Consider the following 15,759-nt stretch of genomic DNA (forward strand, 5'->3'; position numbering starts at 1 on the left):
TTACTCCTGGGCACGGAAAGACGCCAGAGGGCGCCTTCGTCGAGCGGGAAAAACTAGCACAGGCAGGCTGACCGTTGCCGTATACGACGTTTGTAGAGGCAGGGCCCCGCGCATCACGCCGCGTCGATAGCCTCGGACAGGCGCTCCACCGCGATCACTTCCATGCCCTTCACCGAGCCGCCCTTGGGCGCGTTGGCCTTGGGCACGATGGCGCGCTTGAAACCATGGGTGGCCGCCTCGCGCAGGCGGTCCTCGCCGTTGGGCACCGGGCGGATCTCACCGGACAGGCCAACCTCGCCAAAGGCAATCGTCTTTTCCGCCAGCGGCCGGTCCTGCAGCGAGGACAGCACCGCCAGCAGCACCGGCAGGTCGGCCGCGGTCTCCTGTACGCGGATACCCCCGACCACATTGACGAACACGTCCTGGTCGCCGACCAGCACGCCGCCGTGACGGTGCAGCACGGCCAGCAACATGGCCAGGCGGTTCTGCTCCAGGCCGACCGCGACACGGCGCGGGTTCGACAACGGCGATGCATCGACCAGTGCCTGCACCTCCACCAGCAGGGGCCTCGTGCCCTCGCGGGTGACCATCACGCAGCTGCCCGGCTGATGGGTGCTGCCGCCGGACAGGAAGATGGCCGATGGATTGGAGACTTCCTTCAGGCCCTTGTCCCCCATCGCGAACACGCCCAGTTCGTTGACCGCACCGAAGCGGTTCTTGAACGCGCGCAGCAAACGGAAGCGGCTGCCGCTCTCGCCTTCGAAGTACAGCACCGCATCGACCATGTGTTCGAGCACGCGCGGGCCGGCGATGCCGCCCTCCTTGGTCACGTGGCCGACCAGGAACACGGCGGTGCCGGTCTCCTTGGCGAAACGCACCAGCCGCGCCGCGCTCTCGCGCACCTGGCTGACCGAACCCGGCGCGGCGGTCAGGCTCTCGGTCCACAGGGTCTGCACCGAATCGGCCACGATCAGCCGCGGCCCCGCCCTGGAGGCATGCTGCAGGATCGACTCGACGCCGGTCTCGGCCAGCGCGTTGACCCCATCCAGTGGCAGTTCCAGCCGGTGCGCACGGCCGGCCACCTGCGCCAGCGACTCCTCGCCGGTGACGTACAGCACCGGCAGTTCGGCCGCCATCTTCGCCACTGCCTGCAGCAGCAGGGTCGACTTGCCGATGCCCGGGTCACCGCCGACCAGCACCACCGCGCCCTCGACCAGGCCACCGCCGAGCACACGGTCGAACTCGCCGATGCCGGTGCTGACCCGGCGGTGCTCGGTCTGCTCCACGTCCTTCAGCGCGGTGATCTTCGGCGGATCGATCTTGCCCGCCCAACCCGCCCGGCGCGACGCCGGCGCCTTGGCCGCCGCCGCGCTCTCCAGCACGATTTCCGACAGCGAGTTCCAGGCGTTGCACTCGGTGCACTGGCCCTGCCACTTGCTGAATTCGGCGCCGCATTCATTGCAGACGTAGGCGGTGCGGGCTTTGGCCATCGGATGATTTCCAGCAACGGGAACAGGCGTGGCAGGATAGCCGAGCCGGGTCGCAGGTGCTGCGACCGCTCAAGTCCCGCCTGCCCGCGCCGATAGCTGTCGCGGGCGTGCGCCTTGCGGGCGCCCCCTCCCTCCCCCTCTGGATTCAACATGACTGGCAGTTACAGTCAGAGCCTGGTCGCCATCTCCCTGCTGGTGGCCATTCTTGCTTCGTACACGGCGCTGGACATGGCCGGCCGCCTGGCCACCGCCGAGGGGCGCGTGGCCCGCTGGTGGCTGGCCGGCGGCGCGGCGGCGATGGGCCTGGGTATCTGGTCGATGCATTTCATCGGCATGCTGGCCTTCGACCTGCCGATTCCGGTCGGCTACGACCTCGGCATCACCCTGTACTCGCTGGCCGTGTCGATCGGCGCCTCGGCCTATGCGCTGTGGCTGGTGTCGCGGTCCAGCCTGCCCTGGCGACGTCTGCTGGCCGGCGCCGTGCTGATGGGCCTGGGCATTGCCACCATGCACTACCTGGGCATGGCCGCGATGCGCATGCAGCCGGGCATCGACTATCACCCGGGCTGGTTCGCTGCCTCCATCGCGGTTGCCATCGGCGCCGCCGGTGCGGCGCTGTGGATTGCCTTCCGCCTGCGTGCCGAGCAGCGCAACACCACGCGCCTGCGCCTGCTCGCCTCACTGGTGATGGGCCTGGCCATCGTCGGCATGCACTACACCGGCATGGCCGCGGCGCGCTTCCCGGAGGGCAGCATCTGCGGCGCGGTCGGCAGCGGCGGCATCGACACGCGTTGGCTGGCGGTGCTGGTGATCGTCACCACGGTGGCGACTCTGGGCATCGCCCTGGTGGCCTCGCTGTTCGACCGGCAGATGCGCGTGCGCACCGGGCTGCTGGCCGATTCACTGGCACACGCCAACGACAGGCTGATCCAGGCCGCCCTGCACGACCCGCTGACCCAGCTGCCCAACCGCATGCTGCTGCAGGACCGCATCGAGCAGGCCATCGAGAAGGCGCGGCGGCGCAACCAGGCGGTGGCGGTGATGTTCTGCGACCTGGACGGCTTCAAGGCGGTCAATGATGCGTACGGACACCAGCTGGGAGATCGCCTGCTGGTGGCGGTGGCGCAGCGTATCGGCGGCCTGCTGCGGCCACAGGACACCTTCGCCCGCCTCGGCGGCGACGAGTTCGTGATCGTGCTGGCCATCGATGTTCCCGACGATGCAGTGGTGGTCGCCGAGCGGATCATCGCGGCGGCGGGCGAACCGTTCCTGCTGGATGCAGCCGAGCTGCAGGTCAGCGCCAGCCTGGGCATCGCCCTGTATCCGGCTGACGCCGGCAACGAGCGCGAGCTGATGGCACACGCCGATGCGGCGATGTACCACACCAAGGAGACCGGCCGGAACGGCTATACGTTCTTCACCCCCTCGATGCAGCTCAGTGCCAACCGCCAGCTGCGCCTGCTGCAGGACCTGCGCAAGGCCATCGCCCGCGACGAGCTGGTGCTGCACTACCAGCCCAAGTTCCCTGCCGCCGGCGCACCGGCCACCGGCGCCGAAGCGCTGCTGCGCTGGCAGCATCCCGAGCTGGGCCTGCTGGCGCCGGATGTGTTCATTCCCATCGCCGAACGCAGCGGTCTGATCCTGCCGATCGGTGACTGGGTACTGGACCGTGCCTGTGCACAGCTGCGCGCGTGGCACGATGCCGGACATTCCGAATGGTCGATGGCGGTGAACCTGTCACCGTTGCAGTTCGCCTCGCCGGCGCTGCTGGACAGTGTGCGCGAGGTGCTGCAACGGCACCGCATCGAACCGGCGTGCCTGACCCTGGAGATCACCGAGACCACGGCGATGAAGGACGTGGACGCCAGCCTGGCGATTCTCAACGACCTGACCGCGATGGGCGTGCACATTGCCATCGACGACTTCGGCACGGGCTATTCCAGCCTGCTCTACCTGAAGCGCATGCCCGCCACCGAACTGAAGATCGACCGCGCGTTCGTGCACGATCTGGAATGCAATGAAGAGGATGCCGCCATCGTCTCGTCGATCATCGCGCTGGGGCGCACCCTGCAGCTGCAGGTGGTGGCAGAGGGTGTGGAGACGCAGGCACAGCGCGAGTACCTGAGCGAACTGGGGTGTGATCAATTGCAGGGTTACCACCTGGGCCGACCAATGGACGCCGAGGAGTTCCTGCGCCGGGTGGGGTGAGACCCCATCCACGCATGGCATGGATCTCCTGGTAGCGCCGGCCGCTGGCCGACTTCCCGTAATTGCCGGCCAGCGGCCGGCACTACCACCCTGTGCCGGCCATGCCGGGTGGGATGAGGCCGATGGCTTTGGGGTCGGATCCCTTGCCGCAGGCAAGGGCTCTGACCCCATCCCCGTACAGCGTGGATCTCCTGGTAGGGCCGGCCGCTGGCCGCCTTCCCGCAACTGCCGGCCAGCGGCCGGCACTACCCCCTGTGCCGGCCATGCCGGGTGGGATGAGGCCAATGGCTTTGGGGTCGGATCCCTTGCCGCAGGCAAGGGCTCTGACCCCATCCACACATGGCGTGGATCCTGGTAGAGCCGGCCGCTGGCCGGCTTCCCGTAATTGCCGGCCAGCGGCCGGCACTACCACCGCGCGTGCCATTCCCGGTGGGCGCGACAAACAAAAAGGCCGCCCGAGGGCGGCCTTTCTGCGTGGCGACGTCGCGCGGACGTCAGTGCATCATGTGCACGTTCATGTTGTGCATGACCCACAGGGTACCGACCACGATGATGCCGATCACCACCACGGTGAAGGCCGCAGCGTTGACGTTCCAGCGGCTTTCCGAAGAGCGGTCCAGGTGCAGGAAGAACACCAGGTGGACCAGCATCTGCAGCACCGCGGTGATCGCGATCACCACACCGTTGACGGTGCGCGAGAAATCACCCGACATCACCATCCAGAACGGGATGACGGTCAGCACCACCGCCAGCACGAAGCCGATCAGGTACGACTTCACGGTGCCATGGCTTTCGCCGCCGGTGCCGTGGTCGTGTGCATGGTTGTCATGTGCCATTACAGCGCTCCATTGAGGTAGACGACGGAGAACACGCCGATCCAGATCAGGTCCAGGAAGTGCCAGAACAGGCTCAGGCACGCCATGCGGGTCTTGTTGGTCGGGGTCAGGCCGTACTTCTTCAGCTGCACGAACATCACCAGCAGCCACAGCAGGCCGGCGCTGACGTGCAGGCCGTGGGTACCGACCAGGGCGAAGAACGCCGACAGGAAGGCACTGCGGTCCGGACCGTAGCCCTGGTGGATCAGGTGCTGGAACTCCCACACTTCCATGCACATGAAGCCGAAGCCCAGCAGCCAGGTGATGCCCAGCCACAGGTACATCTGGCCCATCTGCTTGCGGTGCATGGCGATCATGCCCAGGCCGAAGGTCAGCGAGGAGGTCAGCAGCAGCGCGGTTTCCCATGCCACGAACGGCAGTTCGAACAGGTCCTTCGCGGTGGGGCCACCATCGGTGCCGCCTGCCAGCACCACGTAGGTGGCGAACAGCGAGGCGAAGATGAGGCAGTCGCTCATCAGGTACACCCAGAAACCGAAGACGGTGTTGCCGCCGGTGTCGTGGTGCTCGTGGTCGTCATGGCCATGGGCCGCCGCATGCGCGGCGTGCCCGTGGCTCAGGGTCGAGGTATTGGTGCTCATGCCTTCAGCTCCGACTTCACCAGGCCCTGGGCTTCCAGGTGCTTGCGGTGTTCGTTCTCGATGCGTTCCACCTCGGCGGCCGGGACCCAGTAGTCCACGTCCTGGTCGAAGGTGCGGTAGATGAACGTGGCGATCATGCCGACGAAGCCGACGATGGCCAGCCACCAGATGTGCCAGATCATCGCGAAGCCGAACACCAGGCTGAAGGCACCGATGACAACGCCCGTGCCGGTGTTGCGCGGCATGTGGATGTCGGTGTACTTGGCCGGCTTCGGCCAGGCTTCACCACGCTGCTTGCGCTCCCAGAAATCGTCCAGTTCGGTGACTTCCGGCAGGGTGCCGAAGTTGTAGAAGGCCGGCGGCGAAGAGGTTTCCCACTCCAGCGTACGGGCATCCCACGGGTCGCCGGTCAGGTCGACGGTCTTCTTGCGGTCGCGGATCGACACGGCCACCTGGATGATCTGGCACAGGATGCCGGCGCCAACGATGAAGGCACCTGCGGCGGCGATCAGCAGCAGCGGCTCGTAGGCCGGGTTGACGGTGCTCTGCAGGCGACGGGTCATGCCCATGAAGCCCAGCACGTACATCGGCATGAAGGTCACGTAGAAGCCGATGAACCAGCACCAGAACGCGCACTTGCCCCAGAACTCGTTGAGGCGGAAGCCGAACATCTTCGGCCACCAGTAGGTGATGCCGGCGAACATGCCGAACACCACGCCGCCGATGATGACGTTGTGGAAGTGGGCGATCAGGAACAGGCTGTTGTGCAGCACGAAGTCGATGGCCGGGATCGCCAGCATCACGCCGGTCATGCCGCCGATGACGAAGGTGACCATGAAGCCGATGGTCCACAGCACCGGGGTGGTGAAGTGCACGCGGCCGCGGAACATGGTGAACAGCCAGTTGAAGATCTTCACGCCGGTCGGGATCGAGATGATCATCGTCGTGATGCCGAAGAAGGCATTGACGTTGGCACCCGAACCCATGGTGAAGAAGTGGTGCAGCCACACGATGAACGACAGCACGCCGATGCAGGCGGTGGCGTAGACCATGCCCTTGTAGCCGAACAGCGCCTTGCGCGAGAAGGTCGCGATGACTTCGGAGAACACACCGAACGCCGGCAGGACCAGGATGTACACCTCCGGGTGACCCCAGATCCAGATCAGGTTGATGTACAGCATGGCGTTGCCGCCACCGTCATTGGTGAAGAAGTGCGTACCAAGGTAACGGTCCAGGGTCAGCAGCACCAGGGTGATGGTCAGCACCGGGAAGGCAGCGACGATCAGCACGTTGGTCACCAGGGCGGTCCAGGTGAACACCGGCATCTGCATCAGCTTCATGCTGGGGGTACGCATCTTCAGGATGGTGATGAAGAAGTTGATACCGCTCAGCGTGGTACCCAGGCCTGCGACCTGTAGACCCCAGATGTAGTAGTCCATGCCGACGCTTGGACTGTATTCGATGCCCGACAACGGCGGGAACGCCAGCCAGCCGGTGGCAGCGAACTCACCGATCCACAGCGACAGCATGATCAGCACAGCGCCCGACACGAACAGCCAGAAGCTGAGCGAGTTGACGAACGGGAACGCGACGTCGCGCGCACCGATCTGCAGCGGCACGGCCAGGTTCATCAGGCCGGTGATCAGCGGCATCGCCACGAAGAAGATCATGATCACGCCGTGGGCGGTGAAGATCTGGTCGTAGTGGTGCGGTGGCAGGTAACCCTCGGACCCGCCGACGGCGAGCGCCTGCTGGGTACGCATCATGATGGCGTCGGAGAAGCCGCGCAGCAGCATGACGAAGGCGACGATGAGGTACATCACGCCGATCTTCTTGTGATCCACCGAGGTGAACCACTCCTTCCACAGATAGCCCCACAGCTTGAACTTGGTGATCAGGGCCATGACGCCCAGGCCACCCAGCACCGCGCCGACCAGGGTGGTCAGCACGATCGGATCGTGGGGGATCGACTCAAGAGAGAGTTTTCCCAACATGTTCATTCTCCCGAACCCGCGTGGCCAGCATGGCCAGCGTGTTCGTGTTCGGTGGCATCCAGGTTTTCACCCGATTCCTTGGAATCATGCGCGTCACTGGGGGCATGCCCCTCGTGCGCTTCATGGCTGGCGGCATCGGCAGCGGCGGCACCGGCGTGCGAGTGCTTCATGCCGTAATGCTTGTTGTCGCCCATGTGCTTGGCGATGACCCAGTCGAACAGGCCTTCTTCGGTCTTGCCGAAGTAGGTGACCGGATACCACTCGGCGTTGCGTGCTTCACCCAGGGCCTTGAACGAGGCCTTGTCCAGGGTCTGCTCACCGGCACGGACCTGGTCCACCCACTGACGGTATTCGGCATCGGTGACCGAGTAGGCGGTGAAGTGCATCTTGGCGAAGCCTGCGCCACTGTAGTGCGAGGACATGCCCGGGAATTCACCGGTCTCGTTGGCGATCAGGTGGAGCTTGGTCTCCATCGCAGCCATCGAGTAGATCATGCTGCCCAGGTGCGGGATGAAGAACGCATTCATCACCGAATCGGACGTGATCTTGAAGTTCAGCGGCGTGTTGACCGGGAACTTGATTTCGTTGACGACCGCCACCTTCTCTTCCGGATAGATGAACAGCCACTTCCAGTCCAGCGAGATCGCCTCGATGGTGACCGGCTTGACGTCCGATTCCAGCGGACGATACGGGTCCAGCGCGTGCGACGAACGCCAGGTCAGGACCGCCAGCACCAGCACGATCATGCAGGGAATGGACCACACCACCACCTCGATCGCCGTCGAGTGGGACCACTTCGGCTCGTAACGGGCCTTGGTGTTGGAGGCGCGATACTTCCACGCGAAGGTCAGGGTCATGATGATGACCGGGATGACGACCAGCAGCATGAGCACGGTGGCCGTGATCAGCAGGGTCTTCTCATCCTGGCCGATCTGGCCCTTCGGACTGAGGATGGCCACGGCATCGCAGCCGGTGAGCATCACCAGCAACGACAGCAGCAGGCCCGGGCGCAACCAGCGCCCAAGGGTTTTCAACGGAATCATCGGTCGATCCAATTGCGAGGGAATGCCGTTCCCCGTCCTGCCTGTTCCGGCCAAAGCCGGTCCCACCGGTCCGGAAGACAGGTAGGGAGGTGGGTCGAGTCAGCCTTTCAATTTTAGGCCGTCACCCACCATTTAAGAAAGGCATTGACATTGATCGAGCGCAGGAAAGGCCCGATTCTGGCTGCGACACGTTGTCGCACCGCGCGGGCATGACGGGGCGCATGACTCAGGGCGGCATTCCGGCCCTGGACGTTCGCGGGCCGTTCGCCCTCGTTCGGCAAAGTCACCTGAATCGGTTCAGGCGTGCTGACGGGTGCCTGGCATGGGATGCTCGGCACAGGAGGAAGACCCCGATGGACAAGATCGACTTCAAGAACCGCGACCGGGCACTCTATCACCCGCCCGCCGGCCAGTTCGTACCGGTCGATGTACCGCCCCTGCCCTACCTGATGGTCGATGGTCGCGGCGACCCGAACACTGCCCCGGCCTACCTGCAGGCGGTGCAATGGCTGTACTCGGTGAGCTATGCACTGAAGTTCGCCCTGAAGGCCGGGGGCCAGGACTACGTGGTGCCACCGCTGGAAGCGCTTTGGACCGCCGAGGATCCGTCGAGCTTTGTGGCACGCCGCAAGGATGAGTGGAGGTGGACGGCGATGATCCGCACGCCGGATGGGATCCGTCCAGCGCAGTTGGAGGCTGCCATTGCCAAGGCGGCGAAGAAACTGGGCGACGTTCCGGCCAGCCTTCGCCACGAAATTCTCGAAGAAGGCCTCTGCCTGCAGACGCTTCACGTAGGCGCCTACGATGAAGAGGGTCCGGCCCTGGCCCATCTGCACGACGAACTGATGCCCGCACTGGGTTACACCTTTGCCGGCCCCCATCATGAGATTTACCTGAGCGACCCGCGCAGGACCGACGCGGCGCGGTTGAAGACCGTGCTGCGGCAGCCCGTCCGCGCGGAATGACCGCCTGCGAGCACCGCTCTGACAAGGAGCAGAAGATTCATGCCCCTGATTGATCGTTTACTGCGCTGGACCACCCTGCCCACCGAGCGCCGCGCCTTCGCGCTGCTGTGCAGCGTGTTGTTGCTTGTACTGGCCTGCAATCCCGACCTGCTGCCGCTGCTGTCGCTGATCGATGCACTGGGGATGGATGTGGTGGTGTTGCTGCTGGCCGCACAGGTAACGGTGGTACTGCCCTGGCTGCGGGAACGCACCGGGCGATGGTTCCGGCTGGCCATGCGGATCGCGGCCGGGGTGCTGGCCGGGGTGATCGGCGGCTATCTGCGGCAACTGGTGATGCTCGTGCTCATCAGATCCGGCACCTGCTGCGCTATATATAGGGCTTGATCCTCCGGGCCTGCAGGGAAGACATGAAACAGCTCGCTATCACACTCGGTGCACTGCTGCTGTCCGGCAGCGCATGGGCCGATACACACCAGACCGGAAAAATCACCAAACTGGTTGTCGAATCCACGTTCGTTTCCGTGTGGCTGGAAGGCCAGCCCACCAACAACGAGTGTGCTTCCGACGGGCGCTGGACAATCGATCTGGCCAGCGACAAATCCGGACGGGAAAAGTACGCGGCCATCCTGTCGGCGGCGTCATCGCGGACACCGATCGGCTTCCACGCACTCACCAGCGAAGGTTGCGGCGTGTTCGGAGCAAAGAAGATCTACTATTTCGATCTTGCTTATTGAGGCAGATCTTCTCCCCAACTCGCGCTGCCCCATGGCGGGGATTGCCAACGCCTTCCATGGCCTGACCGGGCTCATTCAATCCAGACGTTGGAAATCGAATGTGACCTTCCTGGTGCAGCGGGAGGGGACCGGAGGGAAACGCCACTTCGCCACGGCAACCAAGGCTGCGCGCTCATAAGCAGCATTGTCGACCCTGCCCCGGTCCAGCGCTTCAAACTGTGACCGCGTGATGACGGGATTTGTCACCCGCCCATCCTCTTCAACGACGACGGTCGCCACGACAGAGCCACGCACCTGCATCTCGGTCGCGGCGGGAACGACCGGCGCAATGGACTCCACCGGACTGCTTGCCGCCTGGCAAGGCCCAGGGAGCTCCTCACCGGCGTGACATGAGGCACTGGACAAGGCCAACGCAAGCATCAGAACGCGGTTCATTCAACACTCCCGATTGCTGGTGGGGGAGCAGACATTAACCGTGCCGTTCGTGTCGCTGTAGCTCTTCCGGGCAGGCTCCCCCAGCTCACGCGCGGCCCGGGTCTCCACCCCCGTAGCCCGCGCCTCCTCCGAAGATACGCCGACTCGGATCTGCATCACGCCGTTGCTCTCCGAGTTGGACTGTGGCGCAACAAGCGAAGCCTGGAAAGCGGACAATCCAACCCGATCATGCTGGGCAGCATGGCTCATCTCGTGACCGCCCCCCAGAGCAGGAGACTGGATCTCCCCGGAGGATTTGACGCGAAGTCCAGAGGTGACATCAATGCTGATGATTCTCTTGTTCTCGTCATATCCAAAATCACCATTGCGATTGAACTGTATGGTGTAGGTCTCATCGGATAGGAGAATCTGCTTCAGTTCAGAGCTGATGGTTTCTGACTTCATCCAATGGTTGAGCACGGCAGCACCATCACGCAGCGTCGCTCCGCCTTCAAATGCGTACTTGACGATTCGCCCATCTGGATCGGTGAACCTGTAAGGATTCCCGTTCGCATACCTATACCGGTTGAACTGCCCCACCGGCTGCTCATACGCCGTGACCGGATCAACCGACAGGAACACCCCCAACTGCGGATCCATGTAGCGCTGCTGCATGTAGATCAGGCCCGTTGCCGAGTCGCTCACGTGCCCGGTATACCCCGGCCCGTCCGTGACCTGACCACCGACCACGGCCCCGTAGGGCTCGTAGTCATAGCGCTTGATCACATTGCCGTTGGCATCGCTCTCAGCCACGACCGAGCCCAGGGCGTCAGTGTGGATGTACGTCACAGTGGTCTGGGCGACTGCGGTTGGCGACAGGCCAAGGCCGATCAGCAGCACACAACACAGCCAGGCGCCTGATGCCCCCAGCTTGCGAATTCGATCTCCACATCTCCTGAAGCGGGTAAACACGCCGCCTGCAGTTCCCCCGAACCTGCGCATCCTTCCAATCTCTGAAAGAGCCTTGAAGCAAGGCTGGGTATTCATAGCACAGGAATGACCGGCTGCAGTTGCCAGGTCAGGAACTGTGCAAGGAGCCAAGCGCCTGGGAAGCCGGAGGGGCGGGTAGATCGCGAGACTCAGAAATCGCGACCTGCCAGCCATGGGCTGGCACTTCTGGGGTTGCCGGCCAGCGGCCGGCACTACCAGAGCATAAAAAAAGCCCCGACCAAGGCCGGGGCTTTTCTACAACTGGTGCCGGAAACAGGAGTCGAACCTGCGACCTACGCATTACGAATGCGCCGCTCTACCAACTGAGCTATTCCGGCGGAGCCCGCGATTTTACGGGCTGGGCGCCCCGGCGGTCAATCCACCCGGCTCAGTCCGCCTCTACCCGGTTGGCACACACCCGCCCAGCCGCGAAATCCTGCAGGTTCCCCAGCGTGATCGCCGAGATCTCCTGCAGCGCCTCCACGGTGAAGAAGCCCTGGTGGCCGGTCACCAGCACGTTGGGGAAGGTCATCAGGCGCTGGAAGGCCTCGTCGTCGATGATCTCGCCGGACAGGTCCTGGAAGAACAGCGCGCTTTCCTGCTCGTACACGTCGATGGCCAGGTGGCCGAGCCGGCGCGACTTCAGCCCGCGGATCACTGCATGGGTATCCACCAATCCGCCGCGCGAGGTATTGACCAGCATCGCGCCCGGTTTCATCCGCGCCAGCGAGGCGTCATTGATCAGGTGCTGGGTATCGGGCGTCAGCGGGCAGTGCAGCGAGACGATGTCAGCGCGCGCCAGCAGTTCATCCAGCGCCACCATCTCGCCGATATCTGCGAAGGCCGCCGACGGATACGGGTCGTGCCCCAGCACCGTGCAGCCCATGCCCTTGAAGATGCGCGCGGTGGCCAGGCCGATCTTGCCGGTACCGACGATGCCGACCGTGCGGCCATGCAGGGTCCGTCCAAGCAGTCCGTCGAGCATGAAGTTGCCTTCGCGCACGCGGTTGTAGGCACGATGGGTCTGGCGGTTGAGGGTCATCACCAGCGCCAGTGCATGCTCGGCCACGGCTTCGGGCGAATACGCCGGCACCCGCGCGACGAACAGGTCCAACGCTTTCGCAGCGGCCAGGTCCACATTGTTGAAGCCCGCACAGCGCAGCAGCACCGCACGCACGCCCAACGCGTGCAGCGCGCGCAGCACCTGCGCATCCAGCCGATCGTTGACGAACACGCAGACCGCGGCGCAGTCCTGTGCCAGCGCTGCGGTATGCACATCCAGCGCGGCATCGAAGTAGACGAACGTGTAACCCTGCCCCGCCGCCTCACGCAGGTTGGCTTCGTCCAGGAAGCGACGGTCGTAGGGTCGGGCGCTGAAGACGGCGATCTGCATGGAATAACCTGGATGGAATGCCATGCCGACCATACCGCAGCCACGCGTCCGTGGGGATGGCACCGGCGATGCGAACATCGCCGGTGCCCTGTGCCACTCAGAACTTGTAACCCAGCCCCAGCATCACGCCGTTCTGGATCTGCCCGTCACGACGCTCGCCCACGTAGTCGGCCATGATCGACAGGCGTTCGCTGGCGCGGCTGGTCACGCCCAGGTTCCAGGCCAGCACCTGCTCGCCCACGGCCTGGCTGCTTGCCCCGAACACCAGATCCGGTGCTGCGGCGAAGCCGGTGCTGTAGCGCGCCTGCGAGTCGCCCAGTTCCTTCTGCCAGACCACGCGGGCACGCGGGGTAATGCGCTCGCCGTTGTTGCCTTCGAAGGTCCTGAACAGCTGCAGGCCGGCGCCCACGCGGATGCTCTCCAGGCTGCCGCTGCGACCGACCAGTGCACCCGCGCCCTGCCCTTCATTGAAGCGCGTGGCCGAGGTACGCGCGTAGTCCACCACCGGCAACAGCGGCTGGATCACCAGGCCCTTGCCCGTGGTGAATGAGAACGCATGCTCCACCCGCGCGGAGATCGCATCGTTGCTGTACTTGGCACGCAGCGGCTGCTGCAGGCCATCGATACCGCTGACGCTGCGGCGGGTGTCGTGACGCAGGTCTGTGTAGCGCACCGCCGCCGAGAGATAGCCGCGCGAATAGGTCGCGTCCAGGTAGCCACCCACGTCCAGCGCGCGCACGTCACCACTGAAGTCGGAGCCGTCGCGGCCCTTGGTCGACATATCCGCCGCGGCCACGCTGACGCCCAGGGTGACGCGGTCATCGGCAACGCGAGTATCGGCGCCGACGACGATGCCGCCGATGTTATGGCTCAAGCCTGCCACGCCACCGTCGGCATCGATGCGGCCGTGGCTGGCGAAACCGCGCGCCCACAGGCCATGGTTGCGACCAGGGCCACTGCCTTCACCGCCGCCCGCCGCCGGCTCGACCAGATGCATGGCCAGCTGGTTGAACAGGCTGCCGTGGCGCATGCCCGGCTGCGCCGACACCGACTGCGCGGCCTGCGAGGCCAGGCCGTCGGCATCACCGCCACTGCGCATCGCGGCCTGGTGCTGCTGCACCACGTTGCCGATGCTGCCCACCAATGCGTTGTCGGCCAGGCGCAGGGTCGCGTGCGCGTCACCGCGCAGGGCACCGGCCTGCTGTGCGATCACATCACGGTCGGCGAACTGCAGGGCGCCGAGCAGCGACTTCAGGCCACCATCCCTGCGATCGGAAGCAGTCGCCAGCGCGCGGCCCAAGCCATCGCCGGAAGTGCCGTTGGTGAACAGGCCCAGCTGGTCGAAACCCGGGTTGGCGGTCAGCCACAGGCCGTCAGCGGCCTGCTTCACGTTGAAGCTCAGCAGCGAGTTGTGGCGCGGGCGGAACACTTCGCCGCCGGTGATGCTGGCGCTGTAGCCGGTGTCACCCAGGCGCACGACCTCTTCGAAGCCGCCCTGGTAGATCGGGCCCTGCACCAGGTCACGGCGGAAGTCCTGGCCGTAGTAACCCTGCGCCACGTTCAGTTCGAGGAAGGCCCCTTTGGAGATCACCAGCGCGCCGTCGGTCTGCTTGCTGTCGAAGAAACTGCCTACACGCAGGCGGCCACTGCCCGCCCCGCCGTTCTCGGTCACATCGAACAGCACCTTCCCGCCCGGCATGATGTTGACGTAGCCATGGGTGACCAGATCGCCGCCGCGCGGCATCAGGGTCCCGTACACGCGCAGGCGGTTGAAGCCGTCCTCGCGCCAGGACGGGCGGGTACCGCTGGCCAGCGCACTGAGATCCATAGCGGTGCCGGCCACGTCACCATTGCCGACCAGCATGCCTGCGCCCATTACCCGCACCTCCGAAGCGCGCAGGGCGCCGCCTTCCAGCGCGATGGTGCCGTTGTCGACCAGCATGAAGTCGGCACCGGTGGTCGCGGAGGTCCGCCATGTCGCGCCATTGGTCACGCGGATCACGCCCATGGAGTTGTCCAGCGTGGACGCATCCAGATCGCCCAGGCGCAGCTTCGACAGCAGCAGGGCCTTGTAGTACGGATCGTTCTGGTAGTCCTGTACCGAGTTCGCGCCGATGCCCTGCGGACCATTGCTGGACGCGTTGTAGATGCTCTGCGCCAGGTTGATGTAGCTGGATTGCCAGTTGGTGTTCCAGCGCGCGAAGTCATCATCGACGAAGGTCTGCAGCTGGCGACCGGTGCGCAGGTAGCCCGGATTGATGTCGCCGCTCACGTTGGCGGTGACATTCAATGTATCGCCCGGATCGCGGTAGCCCTTGGCGGTGATGACCCTGTTGCTGTAGATGTCCTGGCCCGGGAACGACTCCAGCTTGCTGCCGCTGCCATCAGGATCGAAAGTGACCGAGGCACCCGTGGTGCGCGCCGGATCGCGGAACACCAGCAGGCCGTTGGGCTGCACGACTTCATACATGGCCTTGTGCAGCAGCCCGGCATCGATGCCGCCGCCGTAGTTGCCGGTGTAGATCTGGGTCATCCGCGGCGATGGCGTGTAGATCACCTTGCCGCTGTTGCTGGCCGCGTGGATCTGTACCGAATCGACGATCGGCAGATCACCGGCCAGATAGCGTTCGACGCCACCGGACTGCATGATCGAGCAGGACGAAATGCAGTGGCCGGACACGATGGTGTTCAGGCCGGACGTGCGGATCACGCCCTGCAGCCACTCGCCGGCGATCAGCGCGCCACCATTGGAGGTGCGCAGCACCACTTCGCGGATCGGCCGGCCCTCGGCCTGTGCCTTGGCCAGCAAGGCGGGCAACGACACCACATCGGCGTAGGTCACCCCGCCGCTCAGGAAGATGCGATCCCCCTGCACGTGATAACTCATTGCCATGACGTCATCAGCCGCCGCGATGGCGCCAACGGCGATCAGCCCGGCCAGGGCCAGGCTCAACTTCGAATGCTTCATACGTTCTCTCTCTCCACCCGCAACACGCGGGTAAGGAGTCAAACGGCAAAGCGCCGGAATCTCCCCCAGCCCGGTCGGCCGGAAAA

Annotated in this window: 13 protein-coding genes and 1 tRNA gene; 4 read left to right on the plus strand and 10 right to left on the minus strand. The window is 64.8% G+C overall.

Translation table 11 applies throughout. The features are described 5' to 3' along the window. Window positions 1-113 precede the first annotated feature (113 nt). On the minus strand, window positions 114-1,490 hold the full coding sequence (radA, locus tag H4O10_RS03575) for a DNA repair protein RadA (RefSeq protein WP_005408586.1): 1,377 nt from the start codon (window positions 1,488-1,490) through the stop codon (window positions 114-116). 150 nt (window positions 1,491-1,640) lie between these two features. On the opposite strand from radA, the gene H4O10_RS03580 reads away from it, so the two are divergent. Further along, a complete protein-coding gene (locus tag H4O10_RS03580; protein WP_005412645.1) occupies window positions 1,641-3,698 on the plus strand; it encodes a bifunctional diguanylate cyclase/phosphodiesterase in 2,058 nt (685 codons plus the stop codon). A 494-nt stretch (window positions 3,699-4,192) separates the two neighbouring features. Here H4O10_RS03580 and cyoD read toward each other — a convergent pair whose 3' ends face one another. The 4 genes from cyoD to cyoA are packed head-to-tail and all read right to left on the minus strand — an operon-like array spanning window position 4,193 to window position 8,209. Further along, window positions 4,193-4,534, minus strand: a complete 342-nt coding sequence (cyoD, locus tag H4O10_RS03585; RefSeq protein WP_005408584.1) for a cytochrome o ubiquinol oxidase subunit IV — start codon at window positions 4,532-4,534, stop codon at window positions 4,193-4,195. Then, window positions 4,534-5,172 (minus strand): cytochrome o ubiquinol oxidase subunit III, encoded by a 639-nt coding sequence (gene cyoC, locus H4O10_RS03590; protein WP_005408583.1) that lies wholly within the window; start codon window positions 5,170-5,172, stop codon window positions 4,534-4,536. The genes cyoD and cyoC overlap by 1 nt, the downstream gene beginning before the upstream one ends. Further along, a complete protein-coding gene (gene cyoB, locus H4O10_RS03595) occupies window positions 5,169-7,166 on the minus strand; it encodes a cytochrome o ubiquinol oxidase subunit I (RefSeq protein WP_005408582.1) in 1,998 nt (665 codons plus the stop codon). Before cyoB ends, cyoC begins: the two co-directional genes overlap by 4 nt. 2 nt (window positions 7,167-7,168) lie before the next feature. Next, window positions 7,169-8,209 (minus strand): ubiquinol oxidase subunit II, encoded by a 1,041-nt coding sequence (gene cyoA, locus H4O10_RS03600; protein WP_049454086.1) that lies wholly within the window; start codon window positions 8,207-8,209, stop codon window positions 7,169-7,171. Between the two features lie 353 nt (window positions 8,210-8,562). Here cyoA and H4O10_RS03605 point away from each other — a divergent pair, with 353 nt between their 5' ends. Genes H4O10_RS03605 through H4O10_RS03615 form a run of 3 tightly spaced genes read left to right on the plus strand, consistent with a single transcriptional unit; the run spans window position 8,563 to window position 9,908 of the window. Further along, window positions 8,563-9,174, plus strand: coding sequence for a GyrI-like domain-containing protein (locus H4O10_RS03605; protein WP_033833370.1), 612 nt, complete (start codon window positions 8,563-8,565; stop codon window positions 9,172-9,174). A gap of 39 nt (window positions 9,175-9,213) precedes the next feature. Then, entirely contained in the window at window positions 9,214-9,558 is a 345-nt protein-coding gene (locus H4O10_RS03610) for a hypothetical protein (protein WP_049454084.1), read from the plus strand. A 23-nt stretch (window positions 9,559-9,581) separates the two neighbouring features. Then, entirely contained in the window at window positions 9,582-9,908 is a 327-nt protein-coding gene (locus H4O10_RS03615; RefSeq protein ID WP_005408578.1) for a hypothetical protein, read from the plus strand. Between the two features lie 75 nt (window positions 9,909-9,983). Here H4O10_RS03615 and H4O10_RS03620 read toward each other — a convergent pair whose 3' ends face one another. The 5 genes from H4O10_RS03620 to H4O10_RS03640 all read right to left on the minus strand — a co-directional run bounded on the left by H4O10_RS03620 (window position 9,984) and on the right by H4O10_RS03640 (window position 15,673). Continuing rightward, window positions 9,984-10,343, minus strand: coding sequence for a TonB family protein (locus H4O10_RS03620; protein WP_033833369.1), 360 nt, complete (start codon window positions 10,341-10,343; stop codon window positions 9,984-9,986). Continuing rightward, window positions 10,344-11,324, minus strand: a complete 981-nt coding sequence (locus H4O10_RS22240; RefSeq protein ID WP_258015421.1) for an RHS repeat-associated core domain-containing protein — start codon at window positions 11,322-11,324, stop codon at window positions 10,344-10,346. A 250-nt stretch (window positions 11,325-11,574) separates the two neighbouring features. After that, window positions 11,575-11,650, minus strand: a tRNA-Thr gene (locus H4O10_RS03630). Window positions 11,651-11,700: 50 nt separating this feature from the next. Continuing rightward, a complete protein-coding gene (locus tag H4O10_RS03635) occupies window positions 11,701-12,705 on the minus strand; it encodes a 2-hydroxyacid dehydrogenase (RefSeq protein WP_049404729.1) in 1,005 nt (334 codons plus the stop codon). Between the two features lie 97 nt (window positions 12,706-12,802). Beyond that, the gene (locus H4O10_RS03640) at window positions 12,803-15,673 is read right to left on the minus strand and encodes an autotransporter outer membrane beta-barrel domain-containing protein (protein ID WP_049404728.1); all 2,871 of its coding nucleotides are present in this window, start codon (window positions 15,671-15,673) and stop codon (window positions 12,803-12,805) included. Between the last annotated feature and the right edge of the window lie 86 nt (window positions 15,674-15,759).

It is taken from the genome of Stenotrophomonas sp. I18B00994, from assembly GCF_014145825.1.
Taxonomy (GTDB): Bacteria; Pseudomonadota; Gammaproteobacteria; order Xanthomonadales; family Xanthomonadaceae; genus Stenotrophomonas; species Stenotrophomonas maltophilia.

Bases quoted from the DNA above. Each gene is read 5' to 3' on its own strand.
- H4O10_RS03640 (WP_049404728.1), bottom strand. From the start codon at position 15,673: ATGAAGCATTCGAAGTTGAGCCTGGCCCTGGCCGGGCTGATCGCCGTT.
- cyoC (WP_005408583.1), bottom strand. From the start codon at position 5,172: ATGAGCACCAATACCTCGACCCTGAGCCACGGGCACGCCGCGCATGCG.
- H4O10_RS03610 (WP_049454084.1), top strand. From the start codon at position 9,214: ATGCCCCTGATTGATCGTTTACTGCGCTGGACCACCCTGCCCACCGAG.
- H4O10_RS03605 (WP_033833370.1), top strand. From the start codon at position 8,563: ATGGACAAGATCGACTTCAAGAACCGCGACCGGGCACTCTATCACCCG.
- cyoD (WP_005408584.1), bottom strand. From the start codon at position 4,534: ATGGCACATGACAACCATGCACACGACCACGGCACCGGCGGCGAAAGC.
- radA (WP_005408586.1), bottom strand. From the start codon at position 1,490: ATGGCCAAAGCCCGCACCGCCTACGTCTGCAATGAATGCGGCGCCGAA.
- H4O10_RS03635 (WP_049404729.1), bottom strand. From the start codon at position 12,705: ATGCAGATCGCCGTCTTCAGCGCCCGACCCTACGACCGTCGCTTCCTG.
- cyoA (WP_049454086.1), bottom strand. From the start codon at position 8,209: ATGATTCCGTTGAAAACCCTTGGGCGCTGGTTGCGCCCGGGCCTGCTG.
- cyoB (WP_005408582.1), bottom strand. From the start codon at position 7,166: ATGTTGGGAAAACTCTCTCTTGAGTCGATCCCCCACGATCCGATCGTG.
- H4O10_RS03615 (WP_005408578.1), top strand. From the start codon at position 9,582: ATGAAACAGCTCGCTATCACACTCGGTGCACTGCTGCTGTCCGGCAGC.
- H4O10_RS03620 (WP_033833369.1), bottom strand. From the start codon at position 10,343: ATGAACCGCGTTCTGATGCTTGCGTTGGCCTTGTCCAGTGCCTCATGT.
- H4O10_RS22240 (WP_258015421.1), bottom strand. From the start codon at position 11,324: ATGCGCAGGTTCGGGGGAACTGCAGGCGGCGTGTTTACCCGCTTCAGG.
- H4O10_RS03580 (WP_005412645.1), top strand. From the start codon at position 1,641: ATGACTGGCAGTTACAGTCAGAGCCTGGTCGCCATCTCCCTGCTGGTG.